Genomic DNA, 16,963 nt, shown 5'->3' on the forward strand with positions numbered 1-16,963 from the left:
GGTTGTCGAATGAATATGTCGCAAACGACTGAAGGCTGGAGCCGCGAAGACGCTGCTGCATCGGGCATGATCATCGCATGGCACGCGGCGGCAGATCCTGAAAGACCTGCGGTCATCTCCGAGGCGGGAGACAGAACCTATGCCGAACTCAATGCGCGCGCCAATCAGCTCACTCGGGCGCTGCGTCGCGCCGGATTGAAGGCGGGCGATGCCGTTGCGCTTCTTTGCTCGAACCGGCCGGAATTTGTCGAGACGATCGTCGCCTGCCAGCGCGGCGGTTTCCGCATCACGCCGGTCAACTGGCATCTGAAGGGCGTGGAGGTCGGCTATATCGTCGACAATTGCGAAGCGAAGGCCTTCGTCGCCGATGCCCGTTTCAGGGAGTCCGCGAGCGAAGCGGCGGGCATGTCGCCCGGCCTCATCGTCAGCCTCGCAATTGGCGGCGATATTCCGGGCTTTGTGAACTACGAGGACGCGGTCGGCGCGGAAGCGGTTCATGACATTGAAGACCCGGTGCTTGGTACACAGATGATGTATACCTCCGGCACGACGGGTTATCCAAAGGGTGTCTTTCGCCGCGAGGCAGCACCCGTCTCGCCGCTTCTCGTCAAGCTCACCGAAACGGCAGGCTTCCAGCCCGGCGAGGACATGGCCCTCGTCACCGGGCCGCTCTATCACGCCGCGCCGCTCGCGCTCAATCTGAACTTTCCGCTCAATGCCGGCGTCGGCTGCGTCATCATGGACAAGTGGGACGCGGAAGAAACGCTGCGTCTCGTCGAGGAATACGGGATTACGCATACGCATGTCGTGCCGACCATGCTTCACCGCATTCTCAGCCTGCCGCTCGAGACGCGCGGAAAATATGACTACTCGTCCCTGCGCTGGGTACTGCATGGCGCGGCCCCTTGCCCGACCCATGTGAAGGAGCGCTCAATCGAGTGGTTCGGTCCGGTGATCTTTGAATATTATGCGGCGACCGAAGGCGGCGGTATTTTCGCCGATAGTCAGGAATGGTTGAGCAAACCCGGCACGGTCGGCAAGCCGCTTCCCGGCGTCGAAATGAAAATCGTCAACGATGCGGGTGAGATTGCAAAGCCCAACGAAGTCGGCACGATCTATTTTCAGGCGCCACAGCAAGGCCGCTTCGAATATTTCAAGGCGCCGGAGAAAACCGAAGGCGCCTATCGCGGCGACGACTACACCATGGGCGACATGGGCTATCTCGATGAGGATGGCTTTCTCTTCCTCACCGGACGCAGCGCCGAAGTGATCATCTCGGGCGGCGTGAACATCTATCCCGTCGAGATCGATCAGGAAGTGCTGGAGCACCCCGCCGTTTACGACGTCGCCGTCGTCGGCGTTCCCAATGAGGAATGGGGCGAGGAAATAAAAGCCGTCGTACAATTGAACGAAGGCTTCGCGCCGTCGCCAGCGCTTGCGCAGGAAATCGTCGCCTTCGCCGCCGCGCGCCTGCCGGGCTACAAGCGCCCGCGCTCCGTCGACTTCACCGACGATCTGCCGCGCATGCCGTCCGGCAAGATCGTGCGCCGCACGGTGCGCGATCGCTACTGGCAGGGTGACAAGAAAATCTGAAGACAGCTCAAAAGGGGGACAGCCTCACGTATCGGCCCAGCGGCGCAGCAGATTGTGGTAGATGCCCGAGAGGCGGACCACTTCGGGATGATTGACGCCTTGCTCGCCCGCAAGTGAGCGGATGCTCGTATCGAGGTCGAAAAGCAGCGTGCGCTGACCATCGTCGCGCACCATGCTTTGCAGCCAGAAGAACGAGCAGACCCGCGCGCCGTTGGTGACGGGCGTCACATGATGGAGGCTTGTCGAGGGATAAAGAACGATGCTTCCCGCCTCGAGCTTCACCTCCTGCGTGCCGTAATTGTCTTCGACGACGAGCACGCCGCCTTCATATTCTTCCGGCTCGCTCAGAAACAGCGTCATCGAAAGATCGGTGCGGATGCGCACAGGCGTGCCGCGAACCACGCGGATCGCATTGTCGACATGCGTGCCGAAATGCTCGCCGCCCTGATAGCGATTGAAAAGCGGTGGAAAAATCTTCAGCGGCAGTGCCGCCGACAGGAATATGTCGTTGCGCGCCAATGCATCGAGAACATTGTCGCCGAGCTTGCGGCCAAGCGGGCTGTCTTCCTTGAGCTGCTGATTATGTTTGACCGCGCCGGACTGTTCGCCTGCCGTCGCCTTGCCGTCGATCCATTCGGCCTTGTCCATCTCGGCGCGGAACGCCGCGACTTCTGCCTTGGTCAGCAAGTCCGGGATACTGATCAGCATGTTGCCTCCGGGGACAAGATAAGGCGGCAGGCCCGTTTTGTGAGGGGCCTGCCGCTTGGGTCGTGCCTTCTGCCGTGTTGCGGATCAGAAGGTGTAATCGAGCGCCAGTGTAGCCGAGCGACCCGGCGCCACGAAGGCGAAAGGCGCGCCGCTGCGATATAGCGCATCGAAGTAGAGGCGGTCGAAAGCGTTGAGCACGTTGAGGCGCACTTTCATATCCGGGGTGACCTGATAGTCGGACATGAAGTCCACGCGCACCCAGCCCGGCAGACGGGGAGACGTGTTCGGGTTTGCCGCATAGGTGCCGCCGAAAACCTCGCCCTTATATGTCACCGTCGAGCCGACCGACCACTTGTCGGTGAGCGCATATTTCGCCTGAACATATGCGCTCTTCTCCGCCGTGTTGACCATCTTGCCGGTGCCTTGCGGGCTCCGTATCACGTCGGCATCGAACAGCGACACGCCGCCCATGAGGCTGAGTTCCGGCGTGACGTTACCTGCCGCCTGGAACTCGACGCCGCGCACGCGACGCTCGCCCTGTCCTTCGCCTGCGACGATCACATCAAGGCCGCCATCCTTCTCGATCTGGAAGAGCGAGGCGGAGAGAAGCAGGTGCTCATTGAAGAGGCTCCATTTGGTGCCCGCTTCATAAGAGATCACGCGCTCGGGGCTTGCCGACTGGATCGCGGTCGTGTTCCCGCCGTAATCCGCGCTGGTTGAATCCGAAAGCGCACCGGGCGGGTTCGAGGCCGAGGAGACGGAGGTGTAGAAGCTCGCATAAGGCAGCGGCTTGTAGGTGACGCCGGCATGCCAGTTGAAGAAGATGTCGTCGCTGTCGCCGGTCGTTTCCGGATAGGGGCTGCCTCCCGGAATGGATGTCTGGTGCTGCGTGTAGTGGTCGAGGCGAATGCCGCCGAACACCTGCCACTGTTCGCTCAGCTCCACCGTATCGGAGAGGAACGCAGCCTGCGTCTGGATGGTGCTTTGCGTCGGGCTGTTGTTCTTGCGGATCGTGCCGGTCCAGGCATTGTGGTTCGGGTTGTTGATGTCGATGACGACATTGCTCTGGCCGATATAGCCGGGATTGCGCGAGTCCTCATATGTGGCTTCGACGCCGCTGACGATCGTGTGCTTGAAGGCGCCGGTTTCGAAGTCGAAGGTCAGCGTGCTGAGGCCGCCGACATAATCCCAATATTGCCGGCGCTGCTTTGCGCTGGAGCGCACGGTGCCTGCGACGAGGTTCGGCGCTTCCGGTGCGCCGACCACATAGTCGTTGGTCGCATGGCCGTAGCGCAGTTGCGTGTTCCAGTTCAGGTTCGGTGTCAGCTTCACCTGTGACTGAAGCGTTGCGATGTCCTGCGTCGTTTCCCAGAAATCGCGCGTGAGCTGGCCGTAATATTTTGCTTCGCCATCGACCGTGTAGGGCGTCTTGGCATTGGCATTCCACGGCACGCCGAAATCGGGGAGCGCGTCGGTCTTCAGGTGGTAATAATCGCCGAGGATCGTGACCTTGTCGGAGGCCTGCCACTCGAAGGAGGCGGCGCCGCCCCAGCGGTCGTCCTTCACGTCGACGTCGTCGCTGCGGCCGGGCACGTTCGAGTCGTGCCACATGCCGTTGACGCGCACGGCGAGCGTCTTGCTGACGACCAGATTGCTGTCGACGGTCACGCGCTTGTAGCCATCTGTGCCGACGCCGACCGAGACTTTGTTGAAGTCTTCGCTCTGCGGCATCTTGGTGATCATGTTGATCGCGCCGCCGGTCGTGCCGCGGCCCGCAAATGTCGAATCCGGACCTTTGGAAATTTCGATCTGCTCAAGCGCGAATGTCTCGCGGCTCACAATGCCGGGTTCGCGCAAGCCGTCGACCAGAACGTCGCCGCGCGCTTCAAAGCCGCGAATGATGAAGCGGTCGCCGAGCGCGTTGCCGCCTTCGCCTGTGCCGATGGTGATGCCGGGCTGCGAACGGACCACATCCTTGACGGAGGTCGCGCCTGCATCCGTGATCGCCTCTTTCGGGATGATCGTGATTTCCTTGGAGAAATCCTGGATGTTCTGAATGATCTTTCCGCTGGCCGAGCGATCGACCTTGTAAGGCGCGGAGGGATCGGCATAAGGGTTCGCGCCTTTGGCCGTGGTCGACTCGATGATGAGCGCCGGGATCTCGACTGCCGCGTCTTTCTTCTTTGCGTCAGCATCATCCGCCATGGCGGGGAGCGCGATGCTGGCGGCTGCCACACAGCATGCGGTCATCAATGCGGAGCGATAACCGGCGGCAGAGCTTGCCTGTCGGGCATGCAGACGCAGCGACCCCGGCACACGTGCCGGCATCTTTTTTTCGATCATTAGGTCAGTCCCCCTGTTGGGATTGGCCCCGATGCGCGGGGCCAACGAAACACGTGCGAAAAACAGAGAACATCCGCAGTCTCGGTCGCGGTGTCCGTCCTTGATTATGGTGCCTAGAACCTCAAGGCCTGCTGATACTAATAAGAATCATTCCTATTCTCAATCGCAAATTTGCCACGAGCGGGCGATCGCGCCGCCATTTCCGATCAATGTGGCCGAAAGTCTTCACATGAAGTGTGGGGGCATATTGCTGCGTCGCCGGATGGCCGGTTTGCCGCTATGAAGTGCCGAAAGAGGCATGCTGAAGGATCGAAAATGAAATCTGCATCTGGCGTCAGCCGGAGCCATTTGCGCTTCATCCTGATCCTCGGCGCGCTGACGGCCTTCGCGCCGCTGGCCATCGACATGTATCTCCCGGCCTTCCCGGCCATAGCCCAGCATTTCGGCACGAGCGCAGGCGCGGTTCAGGGGACGCTCGCGATCTATTTCATCGGCATGGCGCTCGGCCAGAGCGTGCTTGGTCCCTTGTCGGATCGTTTCGGCCGCCTGCCGCCGCTGCTTCTCGGCATTGCCGCTTTCTCGCTCGCCTCTGTCTGGGCTGCGCATGCGGCAAACATTGAAAGCCTCGTCGCTGCGCGTTTCGTGCAGGCGCTGGGCGGCTGTGCAGGCATCGTCATCGCCCGCGCCATGGTCCGGGACCTCTTTGAAGAGCGCGAGTCGGCGCAGGTCTATTCGCTGCTGATGCTGGTCATGGGCGTCGCGCCGATCCTCGCGCCCGTCATTGGCGGCCTGGTCCTCACTAATTTCGGCTGGCCGGTCATCTTCTGGCTGCTCGGTGGCTTTGGCGCGGTCTGTTTCGTCGCCGTCTGGTGGGGGCTTGGCGAAACGCTGCCGGTCTCGCGCCGTTCAAGCGGCGGTTTCTTCCCGGTTCTGCGTGCTTATCTCGCATTGGCCAGGGACCGCCAATTCGTCGCCTTCACTCTGGCGAATGCCTTCATTTCCGCGGCGATGTTTGCCTATATCACCGGCTCGCCCTTCGTCTTCATCGACTTTCACAAGCTGAGCCCGGAACACTATGCCTTCATCTTCGGCGCAAACGCGCTCGGCCTCATCGCCGCGTCGCAGATCAATGCCTTTCTGCTCCGGCGCATATCGGGCCGCAGAATTCTGGCCGTCTCCATCACGGCGCATCTCGTGGCCGCGCTTTGCCTCGTCGGCGCGACGATCTATGCACCTGATGCACTACTCCCGTTGCTCGCCGCGCTTTTTGTCGTCGTCGGCAGCGTCGGCTTCGTCGGTTCGAATGCCGTGGCCGCCGCCATGTCGCGCGCGCAGGATTTCATCGGCGCCGCTGCCGCGCTGAACGGCGTCGTGCAATTTGCAGCCGCCGCCTGTGCCGGTGCCATTGTCGGCATGTTGAACGACGGCACGCCGCTGCCGATGGCTCTGGTTATTGCGGGCCTCAGCATCGCCGGAACGCTCGCCCGCCTCTTCGCGCGTTAGCACCGATTGAGGGCTTGGGCGGCGGGGCAGGGCAATGTAGCGTCTCTCCCGTTGCAATGACCTCAGGGGAAGAATCAAATGTCATTTGCCTATCCGCTCACCGGGCTCGTCACCGTACTGACGCTCGGCGTCTATTTCTGGATGGCGATCAATGTCGGCCGCGTCCGCACCAAGCTCAATGTTCCCGCGCCCGCGACCACCGGACCGGACGAGTTCATGCGTGTGCTTCGCGTGCATGAAAACACGATGGAGGGATTGCTTCTCTTCTTTCCGGTGCTCTGGCTTTTCGCGCTGACGAGCCACGACCTCTGGGCCGCCATCATCGGCGTCCTCTATCCGATCGGCCGCATCATCTATGCGCGCGGCTATTATGAAGCAGCGGGCAAGCGCAGCCTCGGCTTCAGCATCGGCCTTCTCTCGACCGGGCTCCTGACGATCGGCGCGCTGGTCGAGTTGGTTCTGGCCGCTGTGCAGACCTACGGCTGACGCAAAAGCAGAAGGGCCACCTCTTTCGAGGCGGCCCTTCGCTCCTATCCAGCATCCGTTTCTTGTTATTGACGCCGAAACTTTTGTGATCGTTCAGCCAAGCTTGCCGATGGCTGCGACGACCTGATCGGTCTTTTCCGCCGTGACCATGTGGCTTGCCTCCGCGATGGACACGAGCTCCGCCCCTTTGATGCCTTTCTTGAAGGCATGGGCATAAGCGGGCGGGATCAGCTTGTCGCTGTCGCCCCAGATCAGAACCGTCTTCGCCTTGATGCGATAGAGCCGGCTGGCGAGCCCGCGATCGGGAATGGGAAACAGGATCTTGCCTGCCATGCCCATCTGCCGCGCATTCATCACGAGGAAGCCCTTAAGCCATTCGGGATCGTCAAGCGCGACGCCCGCCGTCATCAGCTTCGTGCCTGCCTCCACATCGTGGAAGAGATATTGCGGCATCTCATAGGGCAGCATCGCGAAGAGGTCGGGGATCGGATGATCGTCGAGCCACAGACCCGCGGGACAGATAAGTCCGAGGCGCGAAACGCTGGCGGGCGAAATGGCGGCCATCTCGGCGGCGATCATGCCGCCCATCGAATGGCCGACAAGGATCGGGTCTTTGAGCCCAAGCGCGTCGACCACATCCATCGTGTGCAGCGTGAAGTCGAGCATATCGCGGATTTCGCCGCATTCCTCGGAGTCGCCATAGCCCGGCACCAGTGGCGCATAGACATGATATTTCTCGGCGAGCTTCAGAAACAGTGGATCGCCCGCCTGAATGCCGCCCGCCCCATGCAGGAAGACCAGCGGCTCGCCCTTGCCGCCTTCGAAATAGCGGACGGGGACGTGATGCGTTTTGACTGTCTTGAGTTCCATCAGTCTTTACCTCCGACAGCGGCCGCGATGGCTTGTTCATTGGGAAGGCTGCCGGGTACCGCCTGTTTGGAAAGCGGCTTGCACCAGAAGCGGTTGTCGTCCTTGTATTCCGGGAACATGTCGCGGAGTTTCGGCATGACCTTTTCGGCGAAGAGCTTCGTCGAATACATGCACTTGTCCTTCGGCATATTGCCGACATGCAGCAGGCAGAAGATGTTGCCGACGCGAAGCCCCTTGATGAGATCTTCCATGCGCTGACGCACCGTCTCCGGGCTGCCCGCAATCACATGGCCTTGCTCGGTCAGGTCTTTCCACGTCAGGTGCCCGTAACCGCCAAGGGGCGGCGCATATTGCGACAGCGCACCGGTCTGGATCGTCTTGATCGTCCGGTAGCCAGGCGCATCCGCAAAGCCGCCATAAACATGGAGGCAGCGATTGTAGAAATAGCTCACATGTTCCGAATAGAGGCGTTCGGCTTCTTCGTCCGTGTCGGCCACGCAGATCGTCTGCGCAAAGCCCGCGCGATAGGGCGAGTCGTCGGGCGCATTGCGCTCGGCCACGCGGTCCCAATAGCCCTGAAGCAGTGCCTTGGCGCGGATATAGCCGGAGAACGACAGGTAGGAATAGGAGTAGGTATTGTCGATGCAGAAGTCGTAGGTCTCGACCGAACCGCCGCCGGGAATATGAACCGGCATCGGGTTCTGGATCGGCCGCGGCCAGATGTTGACATGGCGCAGCTTGTTGTAGCGGCCATTGAAGGCAAACGGATCGGGCTCGTTCCAGGCGCGTTTGATGAGGTCATGCGCCTCATTATATTTTTCGCGCGTGAGCGCCGGGATCTGCCCGTAGCAATAATTGGTGTCCATCGACGTGCCGACCGGAAAGCCTGCAACGAGACGGCCGCCCGAAATGCAATCGAGCATCGCCATTTCTTCAGCGACGCGCACGGGCGGATTGTAGAGCGCAATGGAATTGCCGAGCACGACGAGGCCGACATCTTTCGTCCGCCGCGCAAGGCCCGCCGCGATGATATTCGGCGAAGGCATGATGCCATAGGCGTTCTGGTGATGCTCGTTGACGCCGATGCCGTCAAAGCCCAGCGTCGAGGAGTATTCCAGCAGGTCCATATACTCATTGTAGAGATGATGCGCTCTCGCCGGATCGAAAAGCCGCGAGTCGATATCGACCCAGACCGACCGATGCTTTTCGCGAAAGTCATCGGGCAAGTCCTGCCACGGCATTAGGTTGAACCAGGTGAATTTCATCAGCGTTTCCTCCTGATGGGCACTGCTCGCCCCGCTTTTTGGCGTCCCCGGCGGCCTGCCTCTGTTTTAGGGTAATTCCCCTAATTCTGGAGTCTAATGGCTTTCCTTTTGGGGTGCAATTCACAGATTGCCGTCGCGAATCCCTGCCGGATTTGGCGTTCATGCCCCTTGCGGCGTTATGCTGAGCCATCAGCCATTTCAGCGAGTGGAGGCATTGCGATGCGTATGAAATCTCTGGGCCGTTCCGGCCTCAAAGTCTCGGTCGTCGGTCTCGGCTGCAACAATTTCGGCATGCGCATAGATCAGGTGGCAACCGACAAGGTTGTCGGCAAGGCTCTCGATCTGGGCATCACGCTTTTCGACACCGCCGATATTTATGGAAACAAGGGCGGCTCGGAAACCATGCTCGGCAAGGCATTGGGAAGTCGCCGCAAGGACATCGTGCTCGCGACAAAATTCGGCCTGCCGATGGGCGAGGGCGATTTGATGAAAGGCGCATCGCGCCGCTACATCGTGAACGCAGTCGAGGCGAGTCTTAAGCGTCTTGGTACGGATTATATAGACCTCTATCAGATCCACTTCCCCGATCCCGAAACGCCGATCGATGAAACGCTTGCCGCGCTTGACGATCTCATCCGTGCGGGCAAGGTCCGCTATATCGGCTGCTCGAATTTTGCGGGCTGGCAATTGACGGAAGCCTGGTACATCGCGAAGGAACTGGGCGCCACGAAATTCATCACCGCGCAGAACCACTACAATCTTCTCGACCGCAAGATCGAACAGGAACTCATCCCGGCCGCCAAAGCCTATGGCGCAAGCGTGCTGCCCTATTTCCCTCTCGCCAGCGGCATGCTCACCGGCAAATACATTCGCGGCCGCGATCTCCCCAACGATGCGCGTCTCACCGTCATGGGCGGTGGCGCAAAGAACATCCTGACGGATGCCAATTTCGACCTCGTCGAAAAATTGACCGAATTCGCAAGCGCCCGCGGCCACACCACGCTCGACCTCGCCATCGGCTGGCTCGCCTCGCAACCCCATGTGGCCAGCGTCATCGCCGGCGCAACCAAGCCCGAACAGGTCGAACAAAACGTGGCGGCAGGTGCATGGGAGCTGAATGCGGAGGAACTGGCAGACGTCGGCAAGCTGAGTTTCAGGTTCTGATCGTGCTCGCTTCCTCATAACCGGGCTTGACCCGGCCCAACGGTAAACATCCGTTAAGTCATTGCCTCCACCATTGCGGTTCCGAAGCCGCATGGCGAGCAACGACATGGCCGACCGATCCTCTGACAATAAGCCGCTCGCCGTTTTGATCGACGCCGAGAACGTACAGCTTTCCGTTGTGTCCGCGGTCCTCGATGAAATTGCCAAATTCGGCAACGTCACCGTCAAACGTGCCTATGGCGATTTCACGATGCCTCCGCTCCAGCCGTGGCGGGCTGCCATGCTTTCTCTCGCCATTCAGCCGATGCAACAGTTCCGCAATATCAACGGCAAGAGCGTTACTGACAGCGCCCTCATTATCGATGCCATGGACCTGCTGCATGGCGGTCGCGTTGAAGGCTTCTGTATCGTCTCAAGCGACAGCGATTTCACACGGCTCGTCACGCGCGCCCGCGAAAATGGTTTGGCCGTTTACGGCTTCGGTGAAAAGAAGACGCCGCTTGCCTTCGTTAACGCCTGCACGAAATTCATTTACACGGAGTTCCTTCGGCCTGAAGCAGAACCCGCAGTCATTGCAACGAAGGTAAAGGTGACCAGGCCAAAGCCTCCGCTGGGACTCCTGCGCACCGCAATCGAAGCGGCAGAGGAGGAAACGGGCTGGGCAAATCTGGGCGCAGTCGGTACTGCAATCAGCGACCATCACCCGGATTTCGATGCGCGCACTTACGGTTTTGCAAAACTCAGCTCACTCATCAAGGCAAGCGGCATCGCAGAATATCGGCTGGCCGGTGAAGAAGGTGGCCCGAAACAGGCGTTTGTGAAGCTGCGTGAGCCATCTTCCTGATCCGTCTTTCAGCGGAATTTGTCGCCCACTTTTGGCATCATGGGTGTAGGCTTTCCGCCTTGGGGGCATCGGACCTTTACTTATTCAAAGGGAGGATTCCACGATGCGCAGAAATCTAGGGTACGTCGCGCCGATGGCGCTGGCATTCGCAGTTGCAGGCTTCACTTTTGTTTTCGTGAGCCCGGCTCTCGCCGCGCAACCGGCCAAGGAGATCGCAGCCGGAGCACAGCATGCCGGTTTCGCCGCCGCCTCCGCCGACCTTGCAGGTGTGCATATGCACCTGCACCACACCATCAACTGCCTCGTCGGACCGGAAGGCAAAGGCTTTGCGCCCAAGGAGGAAAACCCTTGCGCAGCGCTCGGCAATGGCGCCATTCCTGACACCGCCGACGCGATGAAGAAGAAATCGCTCGAAGATGCGCTCATGAAAGCCGAGGCGGGCGTTTCCGAAATGGACCTCGCCAAGGCGAAGTCCATCGCGAGCGAAACGCAAACCATGCTGAAAGCGCTGGAATAGGTTCAAAGCCGTTTGTCGCGAGGCGAAGCGAGGGCGTTTGCGCCCTTCCGCCTCGCGCATTCGGAGGCTAAGCTCCCTCTCAACAAGCATTCAAAGAACAGAGGGAACTCCATGGCTGAAGTGGACATCGTAATTCGCGGCGGAACGCTGGTGGACGGCACAGGCACTGAGCCGCGTCAGGCAGACGTTGTGATCGACAATGGCGTCATTGTCGAAGTCGGCACGGTAACGGCGAAGGGCCGCGAAGAGATCGACGCGAAGGGCCTTCTCGTGACGCCGGGCTGGGTCGACATCCACACGCATTATGACGGTCAGGCCACATGGGACGAGCGCATGACGCCGTCCTCGATCCATGGCACGACCACGGTCGTCATGGGCAATTGCGGCGTCGGCTTCGCGCCGGTGCGCAAGAGCGACCACGACACGCTGATCCGCTTGATGGAAGGCGTTGAGGATATTCCCGGTGCCGCGCTGCATGAAGGCCTCTCCTGGAATTGGGAGAGCTTCGGCGATTACATGGACCAGCTCGAAGCCCGTCCGCGCGACATCGACGTTGCAGCGCAAATCCCGCATGGCGCGCTCCGCGTCTACGTGATGGGCGAACGCGGCGCAAAGCGCGAACCGGCGACCGAGGCAGAAATTGCACAGATGCGCGATCTCGTGCGCGAAGGTATTGAGGCAGGCGCGCTCGGCTTCTCCACCACGCGCACCATGGTGCATCGCACCGCCGATGGCGATCTGACGCCGACCGTTGGCGCGGCCGACGCGGAAATGATCGCCATTGCGCATGGGCTGAAAGATGCAGGCGCGGGCGTTCTGCAATGGGTGTCGGATTTCAAGGAAATCGACCACGAGTTCGGCCTCATCACGCAACTTGTCGAAATCTCCGGTCGTCCCCTGAGCTTCTCGATGGTGCAGGCCGACGTCGTTCCCGATCAGTGGCGCGAATTGACCAGGCGCCTCGATGAGGCCGCCGGAAAGGGCCTGCCGATCCGTGCGCAGGTGCAGGGCCGTCCCGTTGGCCTGATGCTCGGCCTTCAGGGGTCCGTGCATCCCTTCGTCACGCGTCCGAGCTATGCGGCGATTGCGCATCTGCCGCTTGCCGAGCGCGTCGAGATCATGCGCGATCCGGCATTCCGCGCGAAGATGCTCGCAGAGGCGCCGCAGGCGGGTCATCCCTTCGTGAACTCGCTGGCAGGCGCCTATAACAAGATGTTCGATCTCGGCAATCCGCCGAACTACGAGCCAGCGCCTGAAGACAGCATCGGCGCGCGCGCGAAGGCGAGCGGCGAGAACCCCGACGAGATCGTCTATGACATCCTCACCGCCAATGGCGGCAACGGGTTCCTGTTCTTCCCGCTGCACAACTACACCGACTTCAACCTCGACAACACGCTGACCATGATGCGCAATCCGAACACGCTGTTCGGCCTCTCCGATGGCGGCGCGCATGTCGGCGCCATCTGCGACGTCAGTGTGCCGACCTACATGCTGTCGCATTGGTGTCGCGACCGGACGCGCGGCGAGAAGCTCGAGCTTCCCTTCGTCGTGAAAAGCCAGACGCGCGACACGGCGGAAGCGATGGGCCTGCTCGATCGCGGATTGATCGCGCCGGGCTACAAGGCCGACGTCAACGTGATCGATTTCGAGCGGCTGCAATTGCGCCCGCCGCACATGGTCTATGACTTGCCCTCAGGCGCGCGTCGTCTGATGCAGGAAGCCGATGGCTATGTGGTGACGATTGCAAGCGGCGAAGTCATCTATCGCGATGGCCAGCATACGGGCGCATTGCCCGGCAAGCTGGTGCGCGGCCACAAGGCCGCCCCCGCGGCCTAAACGAATAGCGGATCGAAATCGGGCGCGGCTTCGGCTGCGCCCGTTTCTATTTGCATAAGCTGCGCTTCAACCTCGAAGAAGCGCGCCGTGCGCTCGGCGATCTGCTCCCAGCCGACTTCCGCCGGCAGCCAATGCGCGTGCCCGTCCAGCGTCTCAAAGCGCGCCTTGCTGCCAAAATATTCCGCCGTCCGTTGCGCGACGGAGATCGGCGTCAGGCGGTCGTCCGTTCCGGTCAGCATCAGAAGCGGGCAGGTGACGTGTCGCGCGTCGACAAGCGCCGCGCGTTTGTCGTCGAGATACCACAGGGCGATTTCAAAAAATGAGCGGCCCGATTCAGGGATGAGCGTCGCGTAAAGATTGCGCGCATCGCGTTCGCTGAGCCCGTTCAACATGCCGTAGCGGAGCGAGCGATAGGAGGGAAGCAGCGTTTCCCGCCAGAAGGGCGTCAGCATCATCTCGCGCACGAATATGCCAAGGACCATCGGATTGACCGTGAAGATGGGCGCGCAATGTGCGGTCGCAAGCAGCGTTGCGCCGCGCGCAAGCCCGCGCGCCGCCAGCATCTGGGCCAGTGTCCCGCCCATCGAATGGCCGATGAGGAATGGCTTTTCATCGAGCCCTGCGATCTCGGCGGCAAGGTCGTCGCAATAATCGAGCAGACTCGTCGTGGCGAGCGCCGGGTCCGGCGTTTCGCCCGGCTCTATGTCGTGATGGCGAAGGGTCGGGGTCAAAACGCGATAGCCGCGCTCCTCGAAGAAATGTTTGAAATTCTTCCAGACATGCGGACGGCTCCACATGCCGTGAATAAGCATGAGCATGCGCCCCGCCTGCGGATCTTTTCGCGTCTTGCTCCGGCTCCGCCGATGGATCATATTAATGTTTACCATTAACCAATAATGATCCCGTGCAACACGCGAGACGAAGTGGGTCGCGGGGAACGGAATCGGGAGGAACTCATGAGCGAGCAGACCTATAGAATTCTGGGGGGCCTTGGTTCCCCCTATTCCATGAAGATGCGCGCCATCCTGCGCTACCGGCGCCTTCCTCATGTGTGGGTGCAATTAAACGATCGAAACGCTTACGAAATTGCAAACGTGAAGCCCGCCGTGATCCCGATTATTCGGTTTCCGGACGGTATTTTGCGCAATGACTCGACGCCGATGATTTTTGAGCTGGAACGCCTTCATCCCGGCCTCCGCTCGGTCGTGCCCGACGATGAGGCTCAGGCCTTCCTCGCTTTTCTGCTCGAAGACATGGCGGACGAGTGGGGTACAAAGATGATGTTCCACTATCGCTGGTTCCGCGAGCGCGACCAGAAGCAGATGTCGTCCTGGCTCGCCTTCGACCGTTTGGCCGGGCAGGGCGTTGGAAGCATCTCCCGCCATGCGGCGAATTTCTCCGAGCGTCAGGTCGGGCGCATGGCGCTTGTCGGTTGCACGCCGGCGAACCAGCCCCTGATCGAGGAAACCGCGCATCGCGTCCTCGCCCTTCTCGAAGCGCATGTGACGGAGGAGCGATATCTCTTCGGCTCGCGCCCCTCGCTTGCCGATTTCAGCTGGATGGGCCAGCTCTCCCAGCTCGCCGTCGATCCGACGCCGGCCGACATGATGCGCGAGACGGCGCCCTATACCTTCCGCTGGCTCGCCCAGCTTGACGATGCATCGGGCGTCGAAGGCGAATGGCGCGACCCGCAGGCGCCGCTCTCGCCAGCGGTCAAAGGCCTCCTCAAGATGGCGGGTGAGGTCTACTTCCCCTTCCTCCTTGCCAATGAGGCGGCGCTGAAACGCGGTGAGCAAAGCTTTTCATTCAAGGCGCTGGGCATGAGCTATGAGCAGGCGACATTCAAATATCAGGTGAAGTGTCTCAACGAGTTGCGTTCGCGTTTTGCGATGCTCAGCGCCGGTGCCCGCGCAAGACTCGATCCCGTTCTGCGTGACGCGGGCTGCCTCGGCGTTCTTTCCGTCAACTGATTTCGATGTCGCAGCTCTGCACACTCTTGTATGCCATCAATAATATCGGCACTCTGACATCGTCGGGGTGTGGAATTATCGACGGCGACAAACATCGAGGTCAAAATGACGGAACGACGGAAGAAAAGCGGGCGTCCTGCGGCGACGCGCGTAGCGAAAGTCACGCGGCGGGAAGCGGCGCGTCCCGCCACTGCCGCCAAGAAGCCGACGGTAAAAGCGAAAGCAAAGCCTGTGGCAAAAGCAAAGCCCGTGGCCAAGGCGAAAGCAAAGCCGAAGGCAGCAGCAACCGCACGCAAGGCTGGTCCGAAGCTTTCCAAGGAACAGACCAAAGCCAAGAAGGTGCTGGAAAAGCAGGTAAAAGGCCTTTCGCGCGATATCGACAAGGCAGAACGCGAGGCCAAGAAGGCCCTGCGTGCCGCCGAAAAGCGTTATCGCGGCGTGCTGGGTCAGCTCAAGAGCGATCGCTCGAAGCTTCAGCAGCGTCTGAAGTCGCTGGCAAAGCAGGGCGAGAGCGCATTCGACGAGATCAAGATCGGCGTCGAAGGTGCCTACAAGGAACTGACCGAAGCGGTCGTCAAGGCCTACGGCCACTTCAAGTAAGCCTCATCGGCAAAGCTGAACGAGTGAACGCGGAGCCGTGCTGGCTCCGCGTTTTCGTTTCTGCCGCCTGTTGCAAGCGGACGCGCGAGCGGGCTTACTCCTCGATATCGACACTCACGAACCCCGGAGAAACAGAATGAATCGCGTCCTCGCGCATACCGGCGCCAAATATCCGATCGTTCAGGCGCCGATGGGCTGGATCGCCCGCTCGCCGCTCGCCTCCGCCGTCTCCAGAGCCGGTGGCCTCGGCATCATCGAAACCTCGTCAGGCGAAACCGATGCCTGCAAGGTCGAAATCCAGAAGATGCTGGAGCTCGGGCTTCCCTTCGGCGTCAACCTGCCGATCATGTTCCTGCGCGACGATGCAATGCTGCGTTTCGTTTGCAATTCCGGCATCAAATTCGTCACGACCTCCGCCGGCAGCCCGGCAAAGTTCATCGCGCCGCTCAAGGAAGCCGGCATCACCGTCTATCACGCCGTGCCGACCGTTGATGCGGCGGTCAAATGCGCCGATGCGGGCGTCGACGGGCTGGTGGTTGAAGGCGGCGAGGGCGGCGGCTTCAAGAATCCCGAAGAAGTCTCGACGCTCGTTCTCCTGCAGGCGATCCGAGCCCGCGTGAGCGTGCCGCTGATTGCGGCGGGCGGCATTTGCGACGGCAAGGGCATGGCGGCGGCCTTCGCGCTCGGCGCCGAAGGCGTGCAGATGGGCACGCGTTTCGTCAGCTCCGCTGAAAGCCCGGTTCATCAGAATTACAAGATGAAGATCGTGGATTCGAAAGAGACCGGCACCTATGTCCTCAACAAGAAGGCGACGCCCTGCATCCGCGCGCTGAAATCGGAAAAGATGGACGCGATCTATGAAGAAGGCCGCATGCCCGCGGACATCTTCAAGAATATTCGCAGCGTCTATTTCGACGGCGACATGGAAGCAGCCCCCGCCCTTGCGGGCCAGACGTCCGGCCTGATCAACGAGATTAAATCGGCAAAGGACATCATCGACGAAACCGTCGCCGAGTTTTTTGCAATCACCAGCCGCCTTGGCAGCCTTGGCGCCTCACACGCCTTCGGCTGACGCTCAATGCAATTGCGGGGCGGCGAGCGGAAACGCCGCCTCGTTCATTCGCGTTGCGCCGAGATAAAATCCAGCAGCCGCAAGCGCCAGAGCGAGCCGCTGCGCGGGCGCCCATATGGACATGGCATGGCGCGGCGAGCGCCATTCGGGATCGCAGGCCGAAAGCGGCGTGCCGTCGCGCGCCTGCAGCGC

16 protein-coding genes are annotated in these 16,963 nt (G+C 60.8%); 10 read left to right on the plus strand and 6 right to left on the minus strand.

Going from position 1 to position 16,963, the window contains the following annotated elements:
- The first annotated feature begins 9 nt into the window (after positions 1–9).
- On the plus strand, positions 10–1,593 hold the full coding sequence (locus tag WA943_RS11930; protein ID WP_424470102.1) for an AMP-binding protein: 1,584 nt from the start codon (positions 10–12) through the stop codon (positions 1,591–1,593).
- Between the two features lie 24 nt (positions 1,594–1,617).
- Here WA943_RS11930 and WA943_RS11935 read toward each other — a convergent pair whose 3' ends face one another.
- Positions 1,618–2,301, minus strand: coding sequence for a Fe2+-dependent dioxygenase (locus tag WA943_RS11935; RefSeq protein ID WP_424470103.1), 684 nt, complete (start codon positions 2,299–2,301; stop codon positions 1,618–1,620).
- Between the two features lie 84 nt (positions 2,302–2,385).
- The gene (locus WA943_RS11940; RefSeq protein ID WP_424470104.1) at positions 2,386–4,644 is read right to left on the minus strand and encodes a TonB-dependent receptor; all 2,259 of its coding nucleotides are present in this window, start codon (positions 4,642–4,644) and stop codon (positions 2,386–2,388) included.
- Between the two features lie 315 nt (positions 4,645–4,959).
- Here WA943_RS11940 and WA943_RS11945 point away from each other — a divergent pair, with 315 nt between their 5' ends.
- Positions 4,960–6,147, plus strand: a complete 1,188-nt coding sequence (locus tag WA943_RS11945; protein WP_424470105.1) for a Bcr/CflA family multidrug efflux MFS transporter — start codon at positions 4,960–4,962, stop codon at positions 6,145–6,147.
- A 78-nt stretch (positions 6,148–6,225) separates the two neighbouring features.
- Entirely contained in the window at positions 6,226–6,633 is a 408-nt protein-coding gene (locus tag WA943_RS11950; RefSeq protein WP_424470106.1) for an MAPEG family protein, read from the plus strand.
- 93 nt (positions 6,634–6,726) lie between these two features.
- Here the strand turns inward: WA943_RS11950 and WA943_RS11955 are convergent, their stop codons facing one another.
- Positions 6,727–7,503 (minus strand): alpha/beta fold hydrolase, encoded by a 777-nt coding sequence (locus tag WA943_RS11955; RefSeq protein ID WP_424470107.1) that lies wholly within the window; start codon positions 7,501–7,503, stop codon positions 6,727–6,729.
- The gene (locus tag WA943_RS11960) at positions 7,503–8,768 is read right to left on the minus strand and encodes an LLM class flavin-dependent oxidoreductase (RefSeq protein WP_424470108.1); all 1,266 of its coding nucleotides are present in this window, start codon (positions 8,766–8,768) and stop codon (positions 7,503–7,505) included. Before WA943_RS11960 ends, WA943_RS11955 begins: the two co-directional genes overlap by 1 nt.
- A gap of 219 nt (positions 8,769–8,987) precedes the next feature.
- On the opposite strand from WA943_RS11960, the gene WA943_RS11965 reads away from it, so the two are divergent.
- The 4 genes from WA943_RS11965 to WA943_RS11980 all read left to right on the plus strand — a co-directional run bounded on the left by WA943_RS11965 (position 8,988) and on the right by WA943_RS11980 (position 13,129).
- The gene (locus WA943_RS11965; protein ID WP_424470109.1) at positions 8,988–9,932 is read left to right on the plus strand and encodes an aldo/keto reductase; all 945 of its coding nucleotides are present in this window, start codon (positions 8,988–8,990) and stop codon (positions 9,930–9,932) included.
- Between the two features lie 106 nt (positions 9,933–10,038).
- Positions 10,039–10,776, plus strand: coding sequence for an NYN domain-containing protein (locus WA943_RS11970; protein WP_424470110.1), 738 nt, complete (start codon positions 10,039–10,041; stop codon positions 10,774–10,776).
- Between the two features lie 103 nt (positions 10,777–10,879).
- Positions 10,880–11,293: a hypothetical protein gene (locus tag WA943_RS11975; protein ID WP_424470111.1), complete on the plus strand. Its 414-nt coding sequence runs from the start codon at positions 10,880–10,882 to the stop codon at positions 11,291–11,293.
- A 111-nt stretch (positions 11,294–11,404) separates the two neighbouring features.
- The gene (locus WA943_RS11980) at positions 11,405–13,129 is read left to right on the plus strand and encodes an N-acyl-D-amino-acid deacylase family protein (protein ID WP_424470112.1); all 1,725 of its coding nucleotides are present in this window, start codon (positions 11,405–11,407) and stop codon (positions 13,127–13,129) included.
- Here the strand turns inward: WA943_RS11980 and WA943_RS11985 are convergent.
- The gene (locus WA943_RS11985) at positions 13,126–13,947 is read right to left on the minus strand and encodes an alpha/beta hydrolase (RefSeq protein WP_424470113.1); all 822 of its coding nucleotides are present in this window, start codon (positions 13,945–13,947) and stop codon (positions 13,126–13,128) included. The genes WA943_RS11980 and WA943_RS11985 overlap by 4 nt on opposite strands.
- 138 nt (positions 13,948–14,085) lie before the next feature.
- Between WA943_RS11985 and WA943_RS11990 the strand changes: the two genes are divergently transcribed.
- From WA943_RS11990 to WA943_RS12000, 3 genes are all read left to right on the plus strand, one after another.
- Positions 14,086–15,099, plus strand: a complete 1,014-nt coding sequence (locus tag WA943_RS11990) for a glutathione S-transferase N-terminal domain-containing protein (protein ID WP_424470114.1) — start codon at positions 14,086–14,088, stop codon at positions 15,097–15,099.
- A gap of 105 nt (positions 15,100–15,204) precedes the next feature.
- Complete coding sequence (locus WA943_RS11995; protein WP_424470115.1) at positions 15,205–15,699, plus strand: hypothetical protein; 495 nt, start codon at positions 15,205–15,207, stop codon at positions 15,697–15,699.
- A gap of 136 nt (positions 15,700–15,835) precedes the next feature.
- On the plus strand, positions 15,836–16,771 hold the full coding sequence (locus WA943_RS12000) for an NAD(P)H-dependent flavin oxidoreductase (RefSeq protein ID WP_424470116.1): 936 nt from the start codon (positions 15,836–15,838) through the stop codon (positions 16,769–16,771).
- 3 nt (positions 16,772–16,774) lie between these two features.
- Here WA943_RS12000 and WA943_RS12005 read toward each other — a convergent pair.
- Positions 16,775–16,963 (minus strand): hypothetical protein (locus WA943_RS12005; RefSeq protein ID WP_424470117.1); only part of this gene is annotated, 189 nt, incomplete at its 5' end.

Origin of the sequence: Parvibaculum sp., assembly GCF_049651025.1 — a bacterium.
Classification (GTDB): Bacteria; Pseudomonadota; Alphaproteobacteria; order Parvibaculales; family Parvibaculaceae; genus Parvibaculum.